Origin of the sequence: Chryseobacterium nepalense (assembly GCF_023195755.1) — a bacterium.
GTDB classification, from domain to species: domain Bacteria; phylum Bacteroidota; class Bacteroidia; order Flavobacteriales; family Weeksellaceae; genus Chryseobacterium; species Chryseobacterium nepalense.
On the sequence record NZ_CP096203.1, the window covers coordinates 114273 to 136147 of the forward strand.

Below are 21875 nucleotides of genomic sequence, written 5' to 3' on the forward strand. Positions count from 1 at the left end.
AAAGATATCCTATCTAAATTACTAAAAATAACTCAAAAAACAGACTTAAACTCAATTTTAGCCTCAACCTGAACCTATAACTCTTCAATCCGGCTTATAAAAATGATACTCGCCATTCTCGTAAAACGCATGAATATGCTGCAGTCCGTTCGTTAAAACAATCTCTTTCGCTCCGATTATAGAATTGTATCTTGCCGTTTGTTCAAATGTTTTTTCGGTTAATTTAATTTGCGGCGCTTTGCATTCAATTAAAATTTTCGGCTCTGTCTTTTCAGTGATTAAAAGATCAATTCTTTTTGTTAAACCATTTAAAACAATTTTTTTTTCTGTAATTAAAGCAGAAACAGAGTAGGACTTTACCGTAAGATAATGATGAATCCAGTGTTGCCGTACCCATTCTTCAGGAGTGAGCAAAAGGTAAGTTTTACGAACCAGATCATAAATAAAAAACTTATCTTTGTCTTTCTTGAATTTAAAATCAAAAGTTTCCTGAAAATTCAGTTTTGGAAGTTCCATTTATAAGATGAAAGAATTAGATTTAATCCTCAAAAATATTAAAAATAAAGAAGTTTTACCGATTTATTTTTTCCATGGAGAAGAGCCTTACTTTATAGATCTTGCAGTAAAAGCACTTGAGCACGACTTTCTGGAGGAAGATGAAAAAGCATTCAACCAAACCGTTGTGTACGGAAAAGATACTTCTTACCAGGAAATTCTTTCCCTGGCAAGACAATTTCCGATGATGGGCGATAAGCAGGTAATCATTGTAAAAGAAGCACAGGACTTAAAATTCAATGAAGAAGAAAACAGAATTCTGGAAGCTTATGTTGCCAATCCAGTTCCTTCCACAGTGCTGGTTTTTGCGCATAAACATAAAAAACTGGACAGCCGTAAAAAAGCTACCAAAGCTCTCGACAAAGCCAATGCTTTAATCCTTAGCGAATCGGTAAAGGAAAACAATCTTCCGAAATGGATCTCCGATGAGTGTATCAGGCTGAACATCAAAACTGCCCCGAATATTTCTCATCTTCTTGCAGAATATTTGGGCAATGACCTCTCCAGAATCGCCAATGAGCTGAACAAATTAAAAATTATCCTTAAGCCTGGTGAAGCGCTTGACGGAAAAATAGTGGAAGATCATATCGGGATCAGTAAGGAATACAACGTTTTTGAACTGCAGAAGGCTTTAGGATCTAAAAATGCCAATGCAGCTTTTAAAATTGTCCATTTTATGGGAAAAAATCCTAAAAACAATCCTTTTGTAATGATGTTGGCAAGCTTGTACAATTACTTTTCAAATGTCATTATTTACAATACCATGGCAGGTCAATCCCCACAGGCGATTGCCTCACAGATGGGCGTGAATCCTTATTTTATTAAAGATTATGCAGAATCTGCAAGATTATATCCTTTAAAACATGCGACGCGGGTCATCTCTATTTTAAGGGAATTCGATATGAAAGGAAAAGGTTTGGGAGCCGTCAATATGAGTGAGGCAGAACTCATTAAAGAGTTGGTTTACAAAATCATTAACGTAGATAAAATTAAGATGAAATTGTGATTGGTCGATTGTTAGTTGTTGTTGGTTGATTGACCTGATTTTACCATCAACTGACAACCAATATCGAATAATTAATATCGAAATTCAACATATTAGATATTGACAAGTATCATTAAAATAACTTTAAATAAATATTAAAAATTACGAACTTAGCGGACGTAAATTTTAAAATCTTTTGAAAAGCAAATTATGGAGCAAAACATTTTAGATTGTGTGATCGTTGGATCCGGACCTTCAGGCTTTACCGCGGCAATTTATGCCGCAAGAGCAGATTTGAAACCTGAATTGTACACAGGTTTGGAGCCGGGCGGACAATTAACCACAACTACGGAGGTTGATAACTTTCCGGGGTATCCGGCGGGAATTACAGGTCCTGAAATGATGATGGATTTGCAAAAGCAGGCAGAAAGATTCGACACAAAAGTGCATTATGAAATGATCACAAAGGTTGAATTTTCCAAAGAAGTTGGCGGAGTTCATAAATTATATGCAGGCAATAAAGAAATTTTTGCCAGAACAGTAATTATTTCAACCGGGGCAACAGCAAAATATCTTGGGCTGGAAGATGAGAAAAAATATGCAGGAGGAGGTGTTTCCGCATGTGCAACCTGCGATGGTTTTTTCTATAAAGGAAAAGATGTAGTGGTGGTGGGAGCAGGAGATACGGCTGCTGAAGAAGCTACCTATCTTGCCAAACTTTGTAAAAAAGTAACCATGCTTGTGAGAAAAGATGTTTTCAGAGCATCCAAAGCCATGATTCACAGAGTACACAACACACCTAATATTGAAGTGAAATTTCATCATGAACTGATTGCCATTGAAGGTGAAAATAACCTGGTGGAAAGGGCAGTAGTTATCAATAACCAGACTCAGGAAACTTCTACCATTGACGTTGATGGAATTTTTATCGCAATTGGTCATAAACCTAATACAGATATTTTTGTAGGGCAGGTTGATCTGGATGAAAACGGATATATTCTAACCGAAAAAGGATCGGCAAGAACCAATCTTCCGGGAGTTTTTGCAGCAGGTGATGTTCAGGATCATATTTACAGGCAGGCGATTACAGCAGCAGGAAGTGGATGTATGGCGGCTATGGATGCAGAAAAATACCTTGCGGAATTACATTAATTATTCAATTTTTTAATACATTTAAACGCATTTTTTGAATGCGTTTTTTATTTGTGGCCTAAAGCCTATTGTTTAATGCCAACTATTTAAATTAGAAAAATAATTTATCTGATTTATAGAAGATTATTAAGTTTTGTTAAAATTTCTTTCTGAAATATTTTGGCAGTATACAAAAACATTCTATATTTGCACCACTGAAAACGACGATATAATCGGAGTTTCTGGAGAGTTGGCAGAGTGGTCGATTGCGGCAGTCTTGAAAACTGTTGACTGTAACAGGTCCGGGGGTTCGAATCCCTCACTCTCCGCCAGGTTAGAAACCAAAATAAGCTAAAACGCTGTAAACATCAATGTTTACAGCGTTTTTTGCTTTAGCGCTGGTATTAAAAAAAACCAAAAAAGGCCATATTTAAAGTGACCTATTCAGTGACCTATCGTAAAAATATCAAAGTAGGTCACTGTAATCTTTGGAAAGCCCGATCAATAGGCAGTCTAACGATTGAACATCTTGCAAAAAGTGGTAACAAAAAGTAAATTATTAAACCATTAAAGTTATCACACAATGAACAAAACATTCAACCTGTTATTCTACATCAAAAAGAATAAAATCAGAACAAACGGCAGGCATTGCTGCCAAAAGGTATAGTTACGTATATAATAAATATGGAATAAGTATAAAAATTTCTGAAACAAAAATAAATACGTCAACTTTTGACGTGTTTTTATTTTAGCTTTGTCTCGTAATGATACAATATAATATAATTCACATAAAATTGACAGTATAATTCTTTTAAAGGAGAAATAAAAATAATATTTTTGCAGCGATTTAAATTAATAATCAATAACTCAAAATATACAACACATGAATAAAATCTACTCAGGAGCACTGTTCTTGTGCTCCGTTCTGGGCGTTTCTGCCCAGGAAGTGATCTGGCAGAAAGACATCAAATCCTCCACCCAGGATTTTCTTTCCCAGGTTACCACCACCATCGACCAACAATATTTGATAACCGGCAGTTCTATCCAGACAGGAAATAACATGTCAGGAACCGGAGACAACAGCCATCAGCCCAACAGCGGCTACGATTTTCATTTGGTTAAACTCAACCAGCAGGGCGAAGAAGTCTGGGAAAAGTATTTCTCGGGACAGAATCATGATTTCCTTTCGGCTACCGTGAACACTCAGGACGGTGGATTCGTTTTAGCAGGAACTTCATTCAGCGGGAAAGGCTTAGACAAGAAGGAAGATTCCAAAGGCGGATCTGATTTTTGGCTGATCAGAATCAACGAATTCGGGGATGAATTGTGGCAGAAAACGATTGGAAGTAATTCGGATGAGGAAGCCAGAGCGGTAATCCAGACCACGGATATGGGATTCTTTGTGGCGGGAAATATCCAGAACTCAGCAAAAGGTTACGGGTCCAAAGATGTTTTGGTCGTTAAATTAGATAAAAACGGAAAAGAATTATCACAGCTTATTTTAGGCGGAAAAGGATTGGATGAAGTAGAGAAAATGATTCCTACGAAAGACGGAGGTGCTTTACTCGGAGTGTATTCCAGAAGTAATGCCGGAGGATCTAAAAAGACAGAAAACTTCGGGGAGGGTGATTACTGGATTATCAAGCTCAATAAAGACGGCAAAGTAGAATGGGAAAAGAATTTCGGAGGAAAGGGAGATGACCATTTGAGAACATTAGCTTTAACCTCTACAGGTTATTTAATCGGAGGAGAATCAAGATCGGAACGGTCAGGGAATAAAACCGTAGACATTGAAGAAGGAACCGACTTATGGCTGATCTCTTTAAACGAAAGAGGGGAAGAGATCTGGCAGAAGTCCTACAATTTCAATAACCGGGATGTGTTGATGGGAATGAGTGTTTTACATTCCTCGGATGAAAAATCTTCAAAAGGAATTTTATTAGGAGGTTATACTCAGGCAGAGGGAAGAATAGAGAATGATGACGAGACGTTCTGGATGCTGTACCTGGACCAAAACGGAAATGAGCAGTGGAGAAAACATGTGAAGGGAGAATCAAAGAAAAAAGAAGAAAGACTTTCGGATATAAAGCTGAACAGGGACGGTTCGATTGTACTGGCCGGAACGAGTGCTGAAGAACTGGGAAAAGAAAACTGGAAGATTGTGAAGCTGGGAGACAAACAGATTGATCAGCTGATTGAAAAGCAGGATATTAAGATTTATCCGAATCCTGTATCAGACTATGCATATGTGGAAATTGGATTTGACTTTAAAGAAGCTGATATTGTGATGTATGATATGGGAGGAAGACAGCTTAAAAACCAAGAATAAAGTGACGAAGATCAATACCCAGGCTTTAGTGCAAGGAGCATATCTGATAACAATAAAAACTAATGATAATAAAACAGCAAACGCGAAAATTATAAAGAAATAATGAGAACAACCTATTTGATACTTATTGTATTATTTTCGAATTTTTATTTTGCACAAACGCTTGCGGAGAATAAAATTAATACTCCTACGTCACCTGAAGTTGCTATGTTTAAGCGATTTGGGGATATACCTGTAAGTCTTTATACAGGTGTAGCAGGTACGACAGTGCCATTATATTCATTAAATGTAAATGGTTTTTCTATACCTATCTCTTTAGACTATCAGGCATCTGGAATCAAGCTTGATGATCAGGCGACTTGGGTAGGCTTGGGCTGGAATTTAATGCCTGAAGGCGTGATTTATCAAAATGTCAGAGGTAAAGCAGACCAATTGGATGTAAGTTATGTAAGCCCGAATGAGTATGCCGCTTTTTATAACAGATTGGCCACTTATCCCGGAGGTACAGGTCGTTTTAAAGTAGTTAAACAGAGAGGATATGCAGATTACGACTGGTGTATGCCTACTTCTGGGATACCACTATGCTTTCCACCATCTCCACCCATTAATTCGGATGCTGATGTGGTTGTAAATGATCTTGTTTATAGAAAGTATGGTGAGGTAGATACTTTTAGATTTAATTTTTTCGGACATACCGGCAGTTTTTTTATAAACCTTCAGACCCGCCAAGTTGTTCTTATCGACAAAAGCGAAGATATTCAGTTTGATGTTGCTGAGGGAAGTATTGTAGCAACGGATGATAAAGGAATTAAATATACCTTTGGAGAGCGTGAAATATTTACAAGTTATTATGGCAATCCTCTGACTTCAGATTTTTCCAGCCGAAGCTATAAAATTACACAGATAGAACTGCCAACTAAACAAAAGATATTTTTTGATTACGAGGACGCTAATTATTCATTTTATACATTTAGTCAAAGTAAAAATGTTGATAAGTACGGATACAATTTAGGCTATACATTCTGCGACGGAAAGATTAATAAACTATATCAAAATCCTTTTGCCATAATGAATGCCAGCGATGTGAAAATGTTGAAGAAGATCAGGACAGATGATGTAATAGCTCAGTTCAACCTTGAAGGAAGAGATGATATCAATATTTTATCTAGTAATAATGTAAAAAGATTGCAGTCAATTGATATAACGAATGCAAGAACGAATAAAAAGTTAAAAACAGTTGATTTTAATTATTCCTATTTTCCATACATTGACGATTTTCCAAGTGTTGTTTTTCCATATAACCTTTTGAATCCAACTTTAAAGGACGCTTTGGGAAAAAGATTAAAACTTGACAAAGTGTCAATATCAACTTACGATAGTTCAGAAAATAAAATAAATATTGGTGAGAATTATGATTTTGAATATAATCTTACGAATACTCTTCCTCCCAAAGTGTCTTTTGCAAAGGATTTCTGGGGGTTCTATAATGGTCATAGTAGTAATGTATTATTGCCGGATTTAAGATTTTTTATCCAATCAAGTACCGGATTACCTATTGATTATGAATTTAATAATAGGTATTCTAATAAAACTTTTGTCGACGCCTATATGCTGAAAAAAATAAAGTATCCGACAAAAGGGTATACTGAATTTGATTACGAAATTAATTCTTTTAAAAATCAGTTTATTCCAAGTCATGATCAGGTGATAGATCTTACAAGAACAAATCTTCTGAACAATACGGGAATAGGAGGATATAGCTCACCACACAAAGATACTTTAACAATTAAAGTAACCGCAGGACCAAAGACAATACGTTTTTTAAATAGGTTTTCAGGTGGCTTTGACGGAGGTCCGTATGGTCCGCAATCAAAACGATATGATTTTTACCAGTTAGTTAATGCAGGAGCCTCTATTCAATTCATGAAACTAAAAACAAATGCTAACGGAACAACGAATACACAGGTTCTAAAACAGTGGGATCTTGCCAGTCTTACCAACGCGTCTACATTCAATCAGACATATTCATACGAATGGGAAGAGATTTATACAATTGATTCTGTTGATCCTGATCCAACTACCAGGTATATGGTAAAACTTAATCTTAATCCCAATATGTACGTCCCGGCAGATATGTATCATTCCGCAGGTGTATTTTCGACTGTGACTTATATTGATTCTCCTGCTGTCGGAAGTGGTTTTACATGTTTTGGCCACGGTCCCCGTATAAAATCAATTAAAAATTATTCATTGCAAGGCACTCTTGCGGAGTGGAAAAATTATGAATATGATGAAGGAATATTGCATAACAAAATAAGCCCTTTAATGGAGAAAGATTATTATTGTTTTGACTGTACTTCATCAACTTATTGTTCAGGTAATGCGAGTTATAATAATTTCTGGTATATAAGTGACCAAGTCACTTCAAATGAATTTGATGCTGTGGGGTATGGAAAAGTAACTGAGAAGAAATTTAGTGTTGATAATCCTCTTCAGTCGCAAGGAAGCACGGAATACTACTATAACAATCATGAAAATGCAACTGCTAATTTCTTTCCCGTTATTAAAAATCAAACGAATGGTCTCATCAGAGAAAAATTAACTAAAGATTCCAATAATAATCTTCTTCAGGCAGATACCTATATCTATAGAAATTTAATTCCATTTAATCAGTTTTACAGTGTAAGACCGGAAAAGAAATTTCTTCTGGGAGGTACAGGAAGAGATCCGGTACTGGCTTCATCAGGAGAGTATGATGGAATTTCTAAGTATCATTATTATATTACGCCTATGATGTCTGAATCTCATAAGATAGATACAATCATTCACAAACAATATTTTAATAACAAAGTATTGGAAAGTGTAGAGACATTTACTTATAATTCAAAAGGCTCAATATGGCTGCACACTAATCAAGCTCCTAATGAAAAAATAAAAACGGAATATGAATATGCAGATGTTGTGGGGAACGCTTATCTGGAATCTAAGAAAATGTTCGGAATTCCATTGGTGACAAGAGTAGAAAGAACAGCTGATAATATAACAAAAACGCTTTCCCTTAGTGAGGTTAAATATCCTGAGTCAAATGCTGAAGCTGCTCAAAAAACTTCAGGGCTTCCTCTTCCTTACTCATTGTTAGACTATAATGTTAATGATATCAATAATAATATTTACCCACCCTCATATATGGTCAACTTTAGTTATGATCAGTACGATATAAAGGGAAACTTACAACAGTACAGTTCTAAGGATGGAGTTCCGACCGCTATTATCTGGGGATACAATAATACACAACCCATTGCTAAAATTGTTGGTGCTACCTACGCTCAGGTAAGTAGTTTTATAGCAGCAATCGTCTCTGCATCTGATACTGATGCTTCTGCAGCTCCGAATAATGATGAGTCAGCTTTTCTGACCGTGTTAGATACCTTTAGAAAAGACATCAATATGGCAGGCTATCAGATTACGACATATACTTATGATCCTTTAATTGGTGTCAGAAGTATTACTCCTCCATCAGGAGTAAGAGAAATCTATCTTTATGATTCTGCCAACAGGCTAAAGGAGATCAGAGAAGGTAACCAGAGTGGTAAACTGTTAAAAGAATTCAACTACAATTACAAAAACTAATACCGATGAAAAAAATATTGATTCTAATAAGTGCTTTATTGTTGTCAGGTTTGTCCCATGGACAGGTAAGTTCTACAGAAAACTATATTCAGAGCAGAATATATTTGGAACCAGTCACAACATCCAGTAGTACTGCCAAACAAATTCAAAGCGTCCAGTATTTTGATGGCTTAGGCAGACCCAAACAGATTGTAAATGTAAAAGCTTCTCCACAGGGTAAGGATGTGGTAACACCTGTTTTATATGACGGTTTTGGGAGGCAGGTAAAAGATTATCTTCCTGTTCCTCAACAATCTACCAATAATGGTGGAATATATACACAAACTTCAGGTAACTTTCCGATAGGAGATCCTACAGGAGTGTACCCGAATGAGAAGGCTTTTTCAGAGAAAACATTAGAAAACTCTCCGCTGGACAGGATCATACAGCAAAAACAAGTGGGAAATGCGTGGGATATTAAGCCAGTACAATTTGGATATGATGCCAACACTACAGCGGATGCTGTAAAAAAATATGTCACGGTAACTACTTGGGAAAACGGTGCCACAAAAAGCACTATAAGTCAAAGTACTGTTTATGGTGATAGCCAGCTGTACAAAAACACAGTGTCAGATGAAGACAGCAACCAGACCATTGAGTTTAAAAATGCTCAGGGGCAGGTGCTTTTAGTAAGAAAGATGCTTAGTGATACAGAAAAGGCAGACACCTATTATGTGTACAATGAATATAATCAGCTGGCTTTTGTCATTCCTCCAAATGCATCGTTGGCGAGTGATCCCAATACGATTCTTTCGGATCTTTGCTATCAGTACAAATATGACGGCAGAAACCGTTTGGTAGAAAAGAAGCTTCCTGGTAAAGGCTGGGAGTATATGGTGTATGATAAACAGGACCGGTTAGTTCTTACCCGTGATGCTATACTGGAAGCTCAGGGCAAATGGCTCTTCACGAAATACGATCAGTTTTCAAGGGCTATCTATACGGGTATTTTAGACAGCCCTCCCGGGAGAGCACAGCAGGTAGTTGCCGTGGAAGGGTTGGGCTCAAATAATGAGGTAAGAACAACATCAAGCTTCAATAATACAGGGATGGATGTGTTTTACACAACCAATTCAGCGTATCCCCAATATAATTATGTTTTGTTATCAGTCAATTACTATGACTCTTATCCAAGTTACAGTTTCAATCCTACTTTTCCAACGACGATTTTAGGAGAAACAGCATTGACTGATACTCCCACAGCAGAGGGATTAAGTACTAAAAGTCTTCCGGTGATGAGTCTGGTAAAAAATATTGAGGATAACAACTGGACAAAGAACTACACTTACTACGATAAAAAAGGAAGAGCTATAGGAAGTTACTCCATCAATCATTTAGGTGGGCGAACAAAAGTGGAATCTAAACTGGATTTTGCAGGAGTTATCCAACAGACCATAACCACTCATAAAAGACTGGATACGGATACCGACAGGGTAATCACCGAAAATTTTACTTACGATCACCAAAACAGATTGATGACCCACACGCATCAGGTGGATAGCAATCCTGTAGAATACTTAGCGCAGAACAGCTATAATGAACTTTCACAGCTTTCCGGGAAGAAAGTAGGGGGAATATCGCCTTCCGTGCCGCTTCAGAATATCAGCTATAGCTATAATATCAGGGGTTGGATGACGAAGATCAACGATCCTGCAAACCTTAACGGAAAATTATTTGGATATGAAATAAAATACAACAATCCGGAAAACGCGAATATTGCTCCAGGCAGGTTTAATGGGAATATTGCAGAGATTGACTGGAATAATGGATCTGAAAATCTTTTAAAAAGATATGATTATACCTACGATAAGCTCAACAGGCTTACAAACGCATTTTATAAGGAGCCCAGCACGGGAGTCAGCGGTAACTTTGATGAGTATTTAACGTATGACCTGAACGGAAATATTTCAAATCTTAAACGTACTGCAATTCCGGTCTCGGGACTTACCGGTACATTGGTAGATAATCTTGATTATCAATACACAGGAAACCGGCTAGACAAGATTATAGAAAATTCAATGAATGATACAGGATATGAAGGAGGAAATAACATGATTAATCATGATGTTAATGGTAATATGATTAATATGAAGGACAAGGGTATTCAGACGATATCATATAACTATTTGAATTTACCTTCTACTTACGAGATCAGTGAAAATAACTTAGGAGCTATATCTAATATCAGTTTAAATTACTTGTATCGTGCTGATGGAACTAAATTGCGCAAAACTTATATCAATGTTGGACCTAGGGGATATTTGACAACGACAAATAAAACAGAGTATCTGGATGGCTTTCACTATAGCTCTTCAGAAACTACACAATGTACCTGGTGCCGTACCAGCGTAGCTTATGAAGAGCAGGCTTATCAGCAGAGAGATATAATACTACCAGGCGGTGGTACAAAGCCGCCACTACCTTCTTCTACTTGGATCTTAAGTTTTGTACCGACCGCCGAAGGTTTTTACAGCTTTACAGAAAACCGTTATATTTACCAGTACAGAGATCATTTGGGGAATGTAAGGATTAGTTATGAGAAAGATGGCAGTGGTGAGTTGAAAATAACCGATACAAATAATTATTATGCTTTCGGGTCAAATCACATTGGAGGGCTGAAAAGCTCATTGGGAGGATATCAGAACTATAAGTATAATAGTAAAGAAATACAGGAAACCGGAATGTATGATTATGGTGCAAGATTTTATATGCCGGATATTGGAAGATGGGGAGTTCAAGATCCAAATCAAGAATCTTATACCAATCACTCATCATATAATTATGTAGGAAACAACCCTATTATAAGAATGGATCCTAATGGAAAAGATTGGTATTATACTGGTAATGGACAATATCTTTACAATAAAGACTTAAATAAGGATAATGCAGATCAATTTTTTAAAGATAATAATATAGAAGGTGCTACATATGCTTTTGCGAGCAATACAATGGGTACAATGAACTATGCAGCAGACGGATATATATATGATGACTCAGAAGCTGGAGGGGGAAAACCTGTTGAAAATGGAAGATTAAATAATATTGACGGTGTTACTATTACTAAAAGAAATTGGTGGAATAGTCCTCTAGCAAGATTTTTAGTTCCTGACAGATTTGGGGTTACAACGAGTACATCTGCAGGAGGAGGTCTTGAAGTTGGAGCTAGTATGGGATTTGAAGTAATTACAAGAGGTAAAGATGCAGGGATTTACTTCGATCCAGGCACTTTTAGTACAGGAATTTTGCTTGGAGCTAGCGGAGAGGTAGATTACAATTTTTTTACTAGTCGATTTACTGGAAAAGTTTCCGATATGAATTTGGCTTCTGTAGTTGGTACTGAAGCATATGTGAAAGCTTCTGTTTTAGAAGGTGTAGGTATTAACGGAGGTGTAGCTGTCAGTTTCGATCCTAAAGCTCCATTTAATGGGGATAGATGGTTTACTACATTTGGAGGAGTTTCTGTAGGGGGAAGCCCTACAGTAGTTTCAGGTGGTGCTGGTGTAAACGTTTCAAATACAAGAATTGGAGTTGGTTTCGATGGCAAAGTACGTATTGCAGATTATTCGGGAGCCATGAAAGTAAAATAAATAAACTATAATATTTATGGAATTATCTAAGCGTAATATCTTACTTTTTTTTATCCTATTATTCGTTATAATTATAGCTTTTTTTATTGCTAAACACAATCAGGCAAAAAAAGCATATTCTAGTGAGTTAAATGGGAAAGTTGAATCTTTGCGGTTTATAGGACGAGGCGAAGGTTATTTGCAAGTTAAGTTTGCAGGAGAAAAAGAGTTTAATTCTTTGTGTATAATATATGTAGGCAGCGAAAATAAAGATGATCTTAAAATAGGCGACTCCATTCACAAGGCGAAAAACTCTGAAGATTATCACATTTATCGACAAAATAGTTCAGGAAATTATAATTTCTTTAAAATATTAAAAAATAAGCCATAGTAAATAGCTACTCGAAAGAGTAGCTATTTTTACTATGGCTTATTAAGTTATAATATCGTAATTTTAATCTTATTGATTATAGTGTATTTACTATAATTCCACCATCAAAATTCAACATTTTTATTAGTCTATCACAATACAGAGAAATAAGGCAATCCGAAGAAGGAAAGTACATAAATCGATAAATGAAATTATTACGTTTTGTAGTAAAGATTAGAGGTTTTCAAAAAATAGTAACAATTATACTTAAGAGCGTGTTGACAATCAATAGTTATTTTCTTATATAGAATATAATACGACAAGTTTTGTCGCGATTCCTCTACATCTTTGTATTATCAATGAAATTGGTATAAAATAAAGAAACAAATATGATATTATTCACATAAAATTGAAAAATTATACCTTTTAAAAGAAAAATAAAAAGAATATTTTTGCAAGGATTCAAAAATTAATAATCAAAAATTCGAAATAAACTTTGAGAATGAATAAAATCTACTCAGGAGCACTGTTCTTGTGCTCCGTTCTGGGCGTTTCTGCCCAGGAAGTGATCTGGCAGAAAGACATTAAATCCTCCACCCAGGATTTTCTTTCCCAGGTTACCACCACTATCGACCAGCAGTATTTAATAACAGGAAGCTCGATCCAGACAGGAAATAACATGTCCAAAGCTGGAGGCAAAAGCCATTTGCCATCAGCCAACACCCATCAGCAAAACAACGGTTACGATTTTCATTTGGTTAAACTCAACCAGCAGGGCAAAGAAGTCTGGGAAAAATATTTCTCGGGACAAAACCATGATTTCCTTTCGGCTACCGTGAACACTCAGGACGGTGGATTCGTTTTAGCAGGAACTTCATTCAGCGGGAAAGGTTTAGACAAAAAAGAAGATTCCAAAGGCGGATCTGATATCTGGTTAATCCGGATCAATGAATTCGGGGATGAATTGTGGCAGAAAACGATTGGCAGCGCTTCGGATGAAGAAGCCAGAGCGGTAATCCAGACAACCGATTTGGGATTCTTTGTGGCGGGAAATATAATGACAGGTTCCCTTCGAGAGCCTCAGGGAACGAGAACTTTGGGTTACGGATCCAAAGATGTTTTGGTTGTTAAATTAGATAAAAACGGAAAAGAATTATCGCAGCTTATTTTAGGCGGAAAAGGATTGGATGAAGTAGAGAAAATGATTCCTACAAAAGACGGCGGGGCTTTACTCGGAGTGTATTCCAGAAGTAATGCCGGAGGATCTAAAAAGACAGAAAACTTCGGGGAGGGTGATTACTGGATTATCAAGCTCAATAAAGACGGCAAAGTAGAATGGGAAAAGAATTTCGGAGGAAAAGGAGATGACCATTTGAGAACATTAGCTTTAACCTCTACAGGTTATTTAATCGGAGGCGAATCAAGATCGGAAAGATCGGGAAATAAAACGGTAGGCATCGAAGAAGGAACGGATTTGTGGCTGATTTCTTTAAACGAAAGAGGAGAAGAGATCTGGCAGAAGTCCTACAATTTTAAAAACCGGGATGTGCTGATGGGAATGAGTGTAATAGCCGGGAAGCAGGAAGATGGAAGCGGGAAGTCTAAAGGCGTTTTATTGGGAGGTTATACCCAGGCTGAAGGAAGAATAGAAAGTGATGATGAAACGTTCTGGATGCTGTATCTGGATCAAAATGGTAATGAACAGTGGCGAAAGCATGTGAAGGGAGAATCCAGAAAAAGAGAGGAAAGACTTTCTGATATTAAGCTGAACAGAGACGGTTCGATTATACTGGCCGGGACGAGCGCCGAAGAGCTTGGCAAAGAAAACTGGAAGATCGTAAAGCTGGGTGACAAGCAGATTGACCAGCTCATCGAAAAGCAGGATATTAAGATCTACCCAAATCCAGTATCAGATTACGCGTATGTGGAGATTGGAATGGAAGATGGAAGCTGGAAGCTGGGTGATGGAAAGTCCGAGGCAGAAATTGTTGTGTATGATATGGGCGGAAGACAATTGCAGAGCCTGAAAACAAAAAATAAAGTCACGAAGATTAATACACAGAATCTGGTTCAGGGAGCGTATCTGATAACGGTGAAAACAAATGATAACAAAACAGCAAGTGCTAAATTAATTAAGAAGTAAAATGAATAGAAAGATTGTTAATATTTCACAGATTGTTACTCTATTGATGACAATTCATGTGGCAGCTCAGAATCAAACTATGCAGCGATCAGCGGTCAAATCTCCTGAAAGTTACGCTTTTGAAAAGTATGGTAATGTTCCTGTTAATTTATATACCGGTGCAGTAGATCTCAAAGTACCTGTAACTTCCATTGAAGAAAATGGTGTCAGTATACCGATTACTCTATCTTATGACTCTTCGGGTTTTATTCCTCATAAAAAATCAGAAGTAGCAGGAGTTAATTGGACATTAGTTGCCGGCGGAAGAATCACGAGAACATTGAAAGGTGCTCCCGATGAGTATGTGGGAAATCCTAATGCGCCAGGTATTTTTGGATATCCGAGAGATGTACACGGTTTTTTAAAAGGAGTACGAACCAATCCTTCTACAAATACCAGTGCGTATAATCTATACGGCGGCACAGGAAAAATTGATACAAACAATAATACGATTGCATGGACAATGGGACCAACCTCGGACCCGTCAAATGCCTATGAAGGAACGCCAGATATCTTTAGTTTTTATGCAATGGGTCTTTCTGGAAAATTTGTAGTGGGAAATGATGGAAATGTACTCGTGGAATCAAGTGATCCCAATATAAAAGTTGATTTGTCACAAATGGCATTATATGGAGGACATAGTTTTTGTGGAAATGATATAGTCTCTATCATAAAAATCATTGATGGCAACGGAAACCAGTATATTTTTGGGGGTGATTTATCCAAATATGAGCTGGCATATTACAACAGCAATGTTTTATTTCAGGAGGGCTTTTCCGGATTTCCTACCATCAGTGGATTTAGTCTTTCTAAAATCATTTTTAACGATGGTAAAACGGTAGACTTTAACTATTTTCAGGGATCTTTACAACAGCAATATGACTTCTGTCATAACCCTAATATTTTATCAGGTACTGCTACTAATCCAACATTATCTATTGAAGCATATTCTCAACAGGGAGCAAGAGGTGACGATTGGTGGTTTTGCTTAGCTGCAGGAGGGCCTGCTCAGGCTTGCGGTGGAGGAGTGATAACTTATGGTGGAGAAACAGAAAGTTTTTCACTTCTTAAAAAATCTGTTTTAACCTCTATACGATATGATAATTATGAAATTAAAATAAATTATCTCAATACAGGATATCCCATTAAACACCGATATTCTGCACCTAAGTATTTAAATGAGTGGGTTATTGATAATGTTGAGACATACAGCTATAACAAATTAATTAAAAAAACGCAATTGTCTTATGATCATTTGGGAGGAGAATATAAACGTCCATTCCTTAGGTCCGTTAAAGATAATTTCAGCAATCAGGAATATACCTTTTCATATAATACATCCTATCCCTTACCTCCGTATTACACAAAGGGTATTGATCACTGGGGATATTGGAACGGACTTGACTCCAATGTATACCTGGCGCCTGTTCAGGATTATAATTATGATACAGGAGATTATACGTTAGTGAATTCGTATAGAGATCCAAGTCCTTACTTTTTTAATCAGGGACTACTCAACAGGGTAAATTATCCTACAAAAGGATATTCTACATTTGAATATGAACCGCACTCATACAGAAAAAGATTAGAACGCAATTCTGCAAGTAATTTCTTACCAGTATTGACTAACAATAGCGGTTTTGCAGGAGGAGCAAGAATCAAAGAAATTAAAAATTATTCCGAAGGAGTTCTTGCCAGTCAGAAAGAGTACAAATATACTACTGCCCTGGAAGATACTTCCAGCTCTGGCATACTAATGCATTGGCCACGATATCTTTATTATTGGGAGTTTACTCAGCAAGGTGATTTCGGGCCAGAGTGGCATAAAACATATATAAAAACCAGCTCAAATATTATACAATCTAGTTTAGACAGTTATAATGTAGGCTATAGTAAAGTTTTCGAAATTGATACGAATAAAGGGTATACAGAACATAATTTTTCAACCTACGAAACACATCCTGACCAGATTATGCCTGATGCAGATAATATCCGAGAATATGTCCAGACATATGCTAACATCAAACCGGTTAATCTATATAAAAATTTCAATAATTTGTATAGTATTGATAAAAGTATCTTAAGAGGCAAATTATTGAATCAGAAATATTTTTCACAAGCGGATATGATAAATCCCGTAAAAATGGTAGATTTTGAATATACGGATAATATGGCATTCAACCCAAATAATTCCGCGGATGATAATAATTATGTGAGTGTTAACCATATGTCAGGGAAATGGGTCCAAGGATACAGAAAGTATATGAACTCATCTTACCTGAAGAAGAAAACGGTTAGGGATTACTTTAACGGATCTGAGGTAAAGACGGAGACAGAATATTTTTATGAAAGTTCAAAAAATCTGAATCTCTCAAGAGAAGTGATCAAAAACAGTGATGCTACAGAGCTGAAAACCAGCTATCAGTATCTGAAGGATATATTCCATGGAGCGCCGAATCAGCCAGCATCTTTTGTACCACCCTATGCTTTTATGATGAATCTTTTAGCAAAAAATATGTCTAGTATCCCTCTGGTAACAACAAAATACCGAAATAATAATTTTTTAAGCAGGATACAAACACTTTATGAATTTAATTCTAACAATACGATTCTTACGCTTCCTAAAAAGCAGTTATCGTATACGGAGGACAAGATTGTTTCTAGTCAATCTCTAATCGGTCTTCCGGATACAAGCTTTGGTACAGAAGAAGTTGTATATGATTTATACGATGATAAAGGCAACCTGCAGCAGTATACGACAAAGGACGGGGTCTCCACAACAATCATTTGGGGATATAATAAAACATTGCCAATTGCAAGAATTGTAGGGGCAAAGCTATCTGATATTCCAGCATCCATCATTACCACACTTGTCAATGCATCCATTATAGACGCCCAAGCTGTACCTATGAGTGATGAAACAACCTTTATGAACGCATTGGATCTTTTCCGGAAAGATGTGAGTTTATCAGGTTACCAGGTCACTACTTATAGCCATGATCCTTTAATTGGAATAAGAAGTATTACTTCGCCATCCGGTATACGTGAAGTATACAAATACGATACAGCAGGAAGGCTTAAGGAGGTTCGGGAAAATTCTTTTTCGGGTAATTTGCTTAAGGAGTATAACTACAATTTTAAACCGTAAAAACTATCTCATGAAAAAATTAATACTACCCATACATATGTTGTTTGGCTGTATTTTATCTGCTCAATCTTCATCAGAAAACTACATAGAAACAAAAAACTATCTTGATTCCTTAAGTACAGGAAACAAAATTCATACAGTACAATATATTGACGGACTTGGAAAACCGAAACAGCTTGTACGTGTAAAATCTACGCCTTCAGGAAAAGATCTCGTTACACATATAGAATATGATGCCTATGGCAGGCAGGTAGACACATGGCTTCCCGCTCCGATGCCAACACTGAATGGAAATATTCAATCTGCTGTAAAATCAACTGCAATTACTTATTATTCTGACAATAATCCTTACTCACACTTAAATATTGAACCATCCCCATTGGATAGGCCTTTATCAAAAGTGAATGAGGGAAGCAGTTGGCAGCAAAAACCGGTTAACTATAATTATGAAGCCAATGCAGCCGGAGAGGTAAAGAAATATGTTGCAATTTTTGATTACAATACATTCCAGTCAACAATTACCAAATCTGCAGATTATGTAGCAGGACAACTTTATAAAAACTCAGTAACGGACGAAGATGGTAACCAGACGATCGAATTTAAGAACACAGAAGGGCGTACCGTATTGGTAAGAAAAATGTTATCTGCTACAGAAAGTGCAGATACCTATTATGTGTATAATAATTATGGACAAATGGCTTACGTGTTGTCCCCCAAAGCATCAGGTTTATTTAAGAATCTTGTTTCAGGATCTCAGCTTCCTGAAGCTAGCTTAAACAGTTTATGCTATCAATATAAGTACGACCGGAAAAACAGATTGGTCGAGAAGAGACTTCCCGGAAAGGGGTTGGAGTATATGGTTTATGATAAAGCAGACCGGCTTATCTTTACACAAGATGCAGTTATGAGGAATGCAAGCAATTGGTTATTTACTAAATATGATAAGTTTGGAAGAGTGATACTTACTGGTGTTGTTTCCGGAACAACTGACCGCGTCCCTATGCAGGATATGGTAGGGGGACTTATAATCATTGAGGAAAGAAGCTCCACCTCATTTACCAAGAACGGGCAGGCTATAGAATACACCAACGCATACTTTCCTTATTTTAGTACAGCTCATTCCATTAATTATTATGACACGTATCCGTCCGGAAGCCCGTCACCCAGCAATACAGTTATGAATCTACTGATTACGGATAACCCTTCGGCAAAGGTCACTACGAATAGTATGCCTGTAGCTTCCTATATTAAAAATATAGAAGATGATAACTGGACTAAAAATTATACATGGTATGATAAAAGGGGCAGGATCGTATCCGCCTATTCTATAAATCATCTCGGAGGATATACAAAGACCGAATCGATCCTCGACTTTTCAGGTACTCCGCAACTAATCAATACCAGACACAAAAGACTGAATTCTGATACGGAACATAGTATTACCGAAACTTTTATATATGATACTCAAAACAGATTATTACTACACAAACATAAAGTTGATAATAATCCTGAAGAGATCTTAGTTCAGAATACATATAATCAATTGTCGCAGCTTGAAAGCAAGAAAGTAGGTGGAGTTAATGCTGCCTTACCTTTACAGCAGATAGATTATCAGTACAACATTCGTGGTTGGATGACCAAAATCAATGATCCTGCGAATCTTAACGGAAAATTATTTGGATATGAAATAAAATATAACAATCCTGTCTATAACAGCTTAACTACAGGTAAATTTAATGGTAATATCGCTGAAGTTAGCTGGAAAAATTCATATGATAACATTTTAAAAAGATATGATTATACATATGATGGTTTAAATAGATTGACGAGTGGCTTTTATTCAGAACCTGATGCTTCTAATCCTCAAAATGGTAATTTTGATGAATACATGACTTATGATCTCAATGGTAATATCTCCAATCTTCAAAGGAAAGCTGTACCAGCTACAGGTACAACTTCTACATTGGTAGATAATCTTGATTATCAATACACAGGAAACCGGCTAGACAAGATTATAGAAAATTCAATGAATGATACAGGATATGAAGGAGGAAATAATCTGATTAATTACGATGTTAACGGTAATATGATTGATATGCAGGACAAGGGTATTCAGACGATATCATATAACTATTTGAATTTACCTTCTAATTATGCAATAAGTCAAAACAACTTAGGAGCTATATCTAATATCAGTTTAAATTACTTGTATCGTGCTGATGGAACTAAATTGCGCAAAACTTATATCAATGTTGGACCTAGGGGATATTTGACAACGACAAATAAAACAGAGTATCTGGATGGCTTTCACTATAGCTCTTCAGAAACTACACAATGTACCTGGTGCCGTACCAGCGTAGCTTATGAAGAGCAGGCTTATCAGCAGAGAGATCTAGTACTACCAGGCGGTACAAAGCCGCCACTACCTTCTTCTACTTGGATCTTAAGTTTTGTGCCGACAGCAGAAGGCTTTTACAGTTTCGAAGAAAATAGGTATATTTATCAATACACTGATCATCTGGGAAATATCAGGATTAGTTATACTAAAAATACAGATGACACATTGGAAATTACAGACCGAAACGACTATTATCCATTTGGCCTAAATCATATTGGAGGGCCTAAAGGTCTTTTAGGAGGGTACCAAAATTATAAGTACAATGGAAAAGAGCTTCAGGAAACAGGAATGTATGATTATGGTGCAAGATTTTATATGCCGGATATTGGAAGATGGGGGGTAGTAGACAGGAAAAGTGAAGCATATTATAATGATTCGCCGTACCAGTATACTTTAAATAATCCTGTAGTACATATAGATGTGAAGGGTGAATGGACTGTGACTAGGCATTATAATATGACATTCAATTCATTGTCTAAAGCTGGCTTTGGGAAAAAGCAGGCAGATTTGCTGGCACATTATGCGTCTGTATATGCTGATAATCCCGGTAATCATATTCTTTTGAACAATCTGGCACATCCAACAGACTGGGTGAGATATCGAAAAGGTATTGATTACTCAGGAACTGCGAATAGCCAGATAACGGATTATGATGGAGACGGATACAATTATAATGTTTGGCATTCTATGAGATCCGACTGGGAAGCAAAGCAGGGGTATTCTCCAAAAGATGCTACTAGAAGGGGACTACAATTCGGCTGGCAGAAAATTTTTGATTCTGCTAAAAAAGGCGGAAAATTAGATGAATTGAAAGCTAATTCAAAAGGTATACAAGATTTTGGACAGGGAATTCATGCTTTGCAGGACGCTTATGCTCATGAAGGAAGAAGTGACGTCGGATTAGATCATGTTTGGAATGATAGAACAGGTGATAAGGAACAAGCTGAGTGGATATCTACAAGCGCCATTAATGTTCATAATCTTTTAACGAACGCATTTGATAAAATCGTTACTGGATATGATGGAAATGTTAAAATCAGTTTTGATGGGATGACTTCATCAATGAGGGAACAGGTGGTAATGAAGATTCAGAATTATATCCAGCACAGAAATAATAAATCCAAAGAAAACGAAGAATAATGAAAATCTTATTTATTGTAGTACTAATTGTGTTAAATATTTTTTTAATTGCATTATACGGGGCAAGTGGTCATAAAGTTGATTTCAATGATTTCGAAACGGTCAAATATTTTTTATTGATTGCATTGAATTTATTTATCATAATAACGATATTATTGGATCAACGACTTTCTAAGATTCTTGCTATTCTTGGAGGTTTTTTATTTCAAGCGGAATTAATTTATTTATTAGTTATCACCTGGAAGGTCTCGGACTCACAATTCAAAGTGGCCTTTACAGTTATATTCTGCTTGATCATTCTTTTCGTATTCCGTTATCAAAGAAACTTAATTTTCAAAAACCAGAAATAAAAATTTAAAACATGACTTAATTATCTATAATCATATCACTTGCCAATCAGCA

At 36.5% G+C, this 21875-nt stretch carries 10 protein-coding genes and 1 tRNA gene; 10 read left to right on the forward strand and 1 reads right to left on the reverse strand.

What is annotated here, in order from left to right; translation table 11 throughout:
• Positions 1-84 precede the first annotated feature (84 nt).
• The gene (locus M0D58_RS00495; RefSeq protein WP_248392620.1) at positions 85-516 is read right to left on the reverse strand and encodes a type I restriction enzyme HsdR N-terminal domain-containing protein; all 432 of its coding nucleotides are present in this window, start codon (positions 514-516) and stop codon (positions 85-87) included.
• A gap of 7 nt (positions 517-523) precedes the next feature.
• Here M0D58_RS00495 and holA point away from each other — a divergent pair, with 7 nt between their 5' ends.
• From holA to M0D58_RS00545, 10 genes are all read left to right on the forward strand, one after another.
• A complete protein-coding gene (holA, locus tag M0D58_RS00500) occupies positions 524-1561 on the forward strand; it encodes a DNA polymerase III subunit delta (RefSeq protein ID WP_248392622.1) in 1038 nt (345 codons plus the stop codon).
• Positions 1562-1750: 189 nt separating this feature from the next.
• Positions 1751-2692: a thioredoxin-disulfide reductase gene (gene trxB / locus M0D58_RS00505; protein WP_248392631.1), complete on the forward strand. Its 942-nt coding sequence runs from the start codon at positions 1751-1753 to the stop codon at positions 2690-2692.
• Positions 2693-2915: 223 nt separating this feature from the next.
• Positions 2916-3003: transfer RNA gene (locus M0D58_RS00510), tRNA-Ser, on the forward strand.
• Positions 3004-3554: 551 nt separating this feature from the next.
• Positions 3555-5000: a T9SS type A sorting domain-containing protein gene (locus tag M0D58_RS00515; RefSeq protein WP_248392633.1), complete on the forward strand. Its 1446-nt coding sequence runs from the start codon at positions 3555-3557 to the stop codon at positions 4998-5000.
• 102 nt (positions 5001-5102) lie between these two features.
• On the forward strand, positions 5103-8630 hold the full coding sequence (locus M0D58_RS00520) for a hypothetical protein (RefSeq protein WP_248392635.1): 3528 nt from the start codon (positions 5103-5105) through the stop codon (positions 8628-8630).
• Positions 8631-8635: 5 nt separating this feature from the next.
• On the forward strand, positions 8636-12256 hold the full coding sequence (locus tag M0D58_RS00525; protein ID WP_248392637.1) for a DUF6443 domain-containing protein: 3621 nt from the start codon (positions 8636-8638) through the stop codon (positions 12254-12256).
• Between the two features lie 16 nt (positions 12257-12272).
• A complete protein-coding gene (locus M0D58_RS00530; RefSeq protein ID WP_248392640.1) occupies positions 12273-12626 on the forward strand; it encodes a hypothetical protein in 354 nt (117 codons plus the stop codon).
• Between the two features lie 481 nt (positions 12627-13107).
• A complete protein-coding gene (locus M0D58_RS00535) occupies positions 13108-14748 on the forward strand; it encodes a T9SS type A sorting domain-containing protein (protein ID WP_248392642.1) in 1641 nt (546 codons plus the stop codon).
• 1 nt (position 14749) lies between these two features.
• Complete coding sequence (locus tag M0D58_RS00540; protein WP_248392644.1) at positions 14750-17935, forward strand: hypothetical protein; 3186 nt, start codon at positions 14750-14752, stop codon at positions 17933-17935.
• Between the two features lie 10 nt (positions 17936-17945).
• Entirely contained in the window at positions 17946-21473 is a 3528-nt protein-coding gene (locus M0D58_RS00545) for a DUF6443 domain-containing protein (RefSeq protein WP_248392646.1), read from the forward strand.
• The last annotated feature ends 402 nt before the right edge of the window (positions 21474-21875 follow it).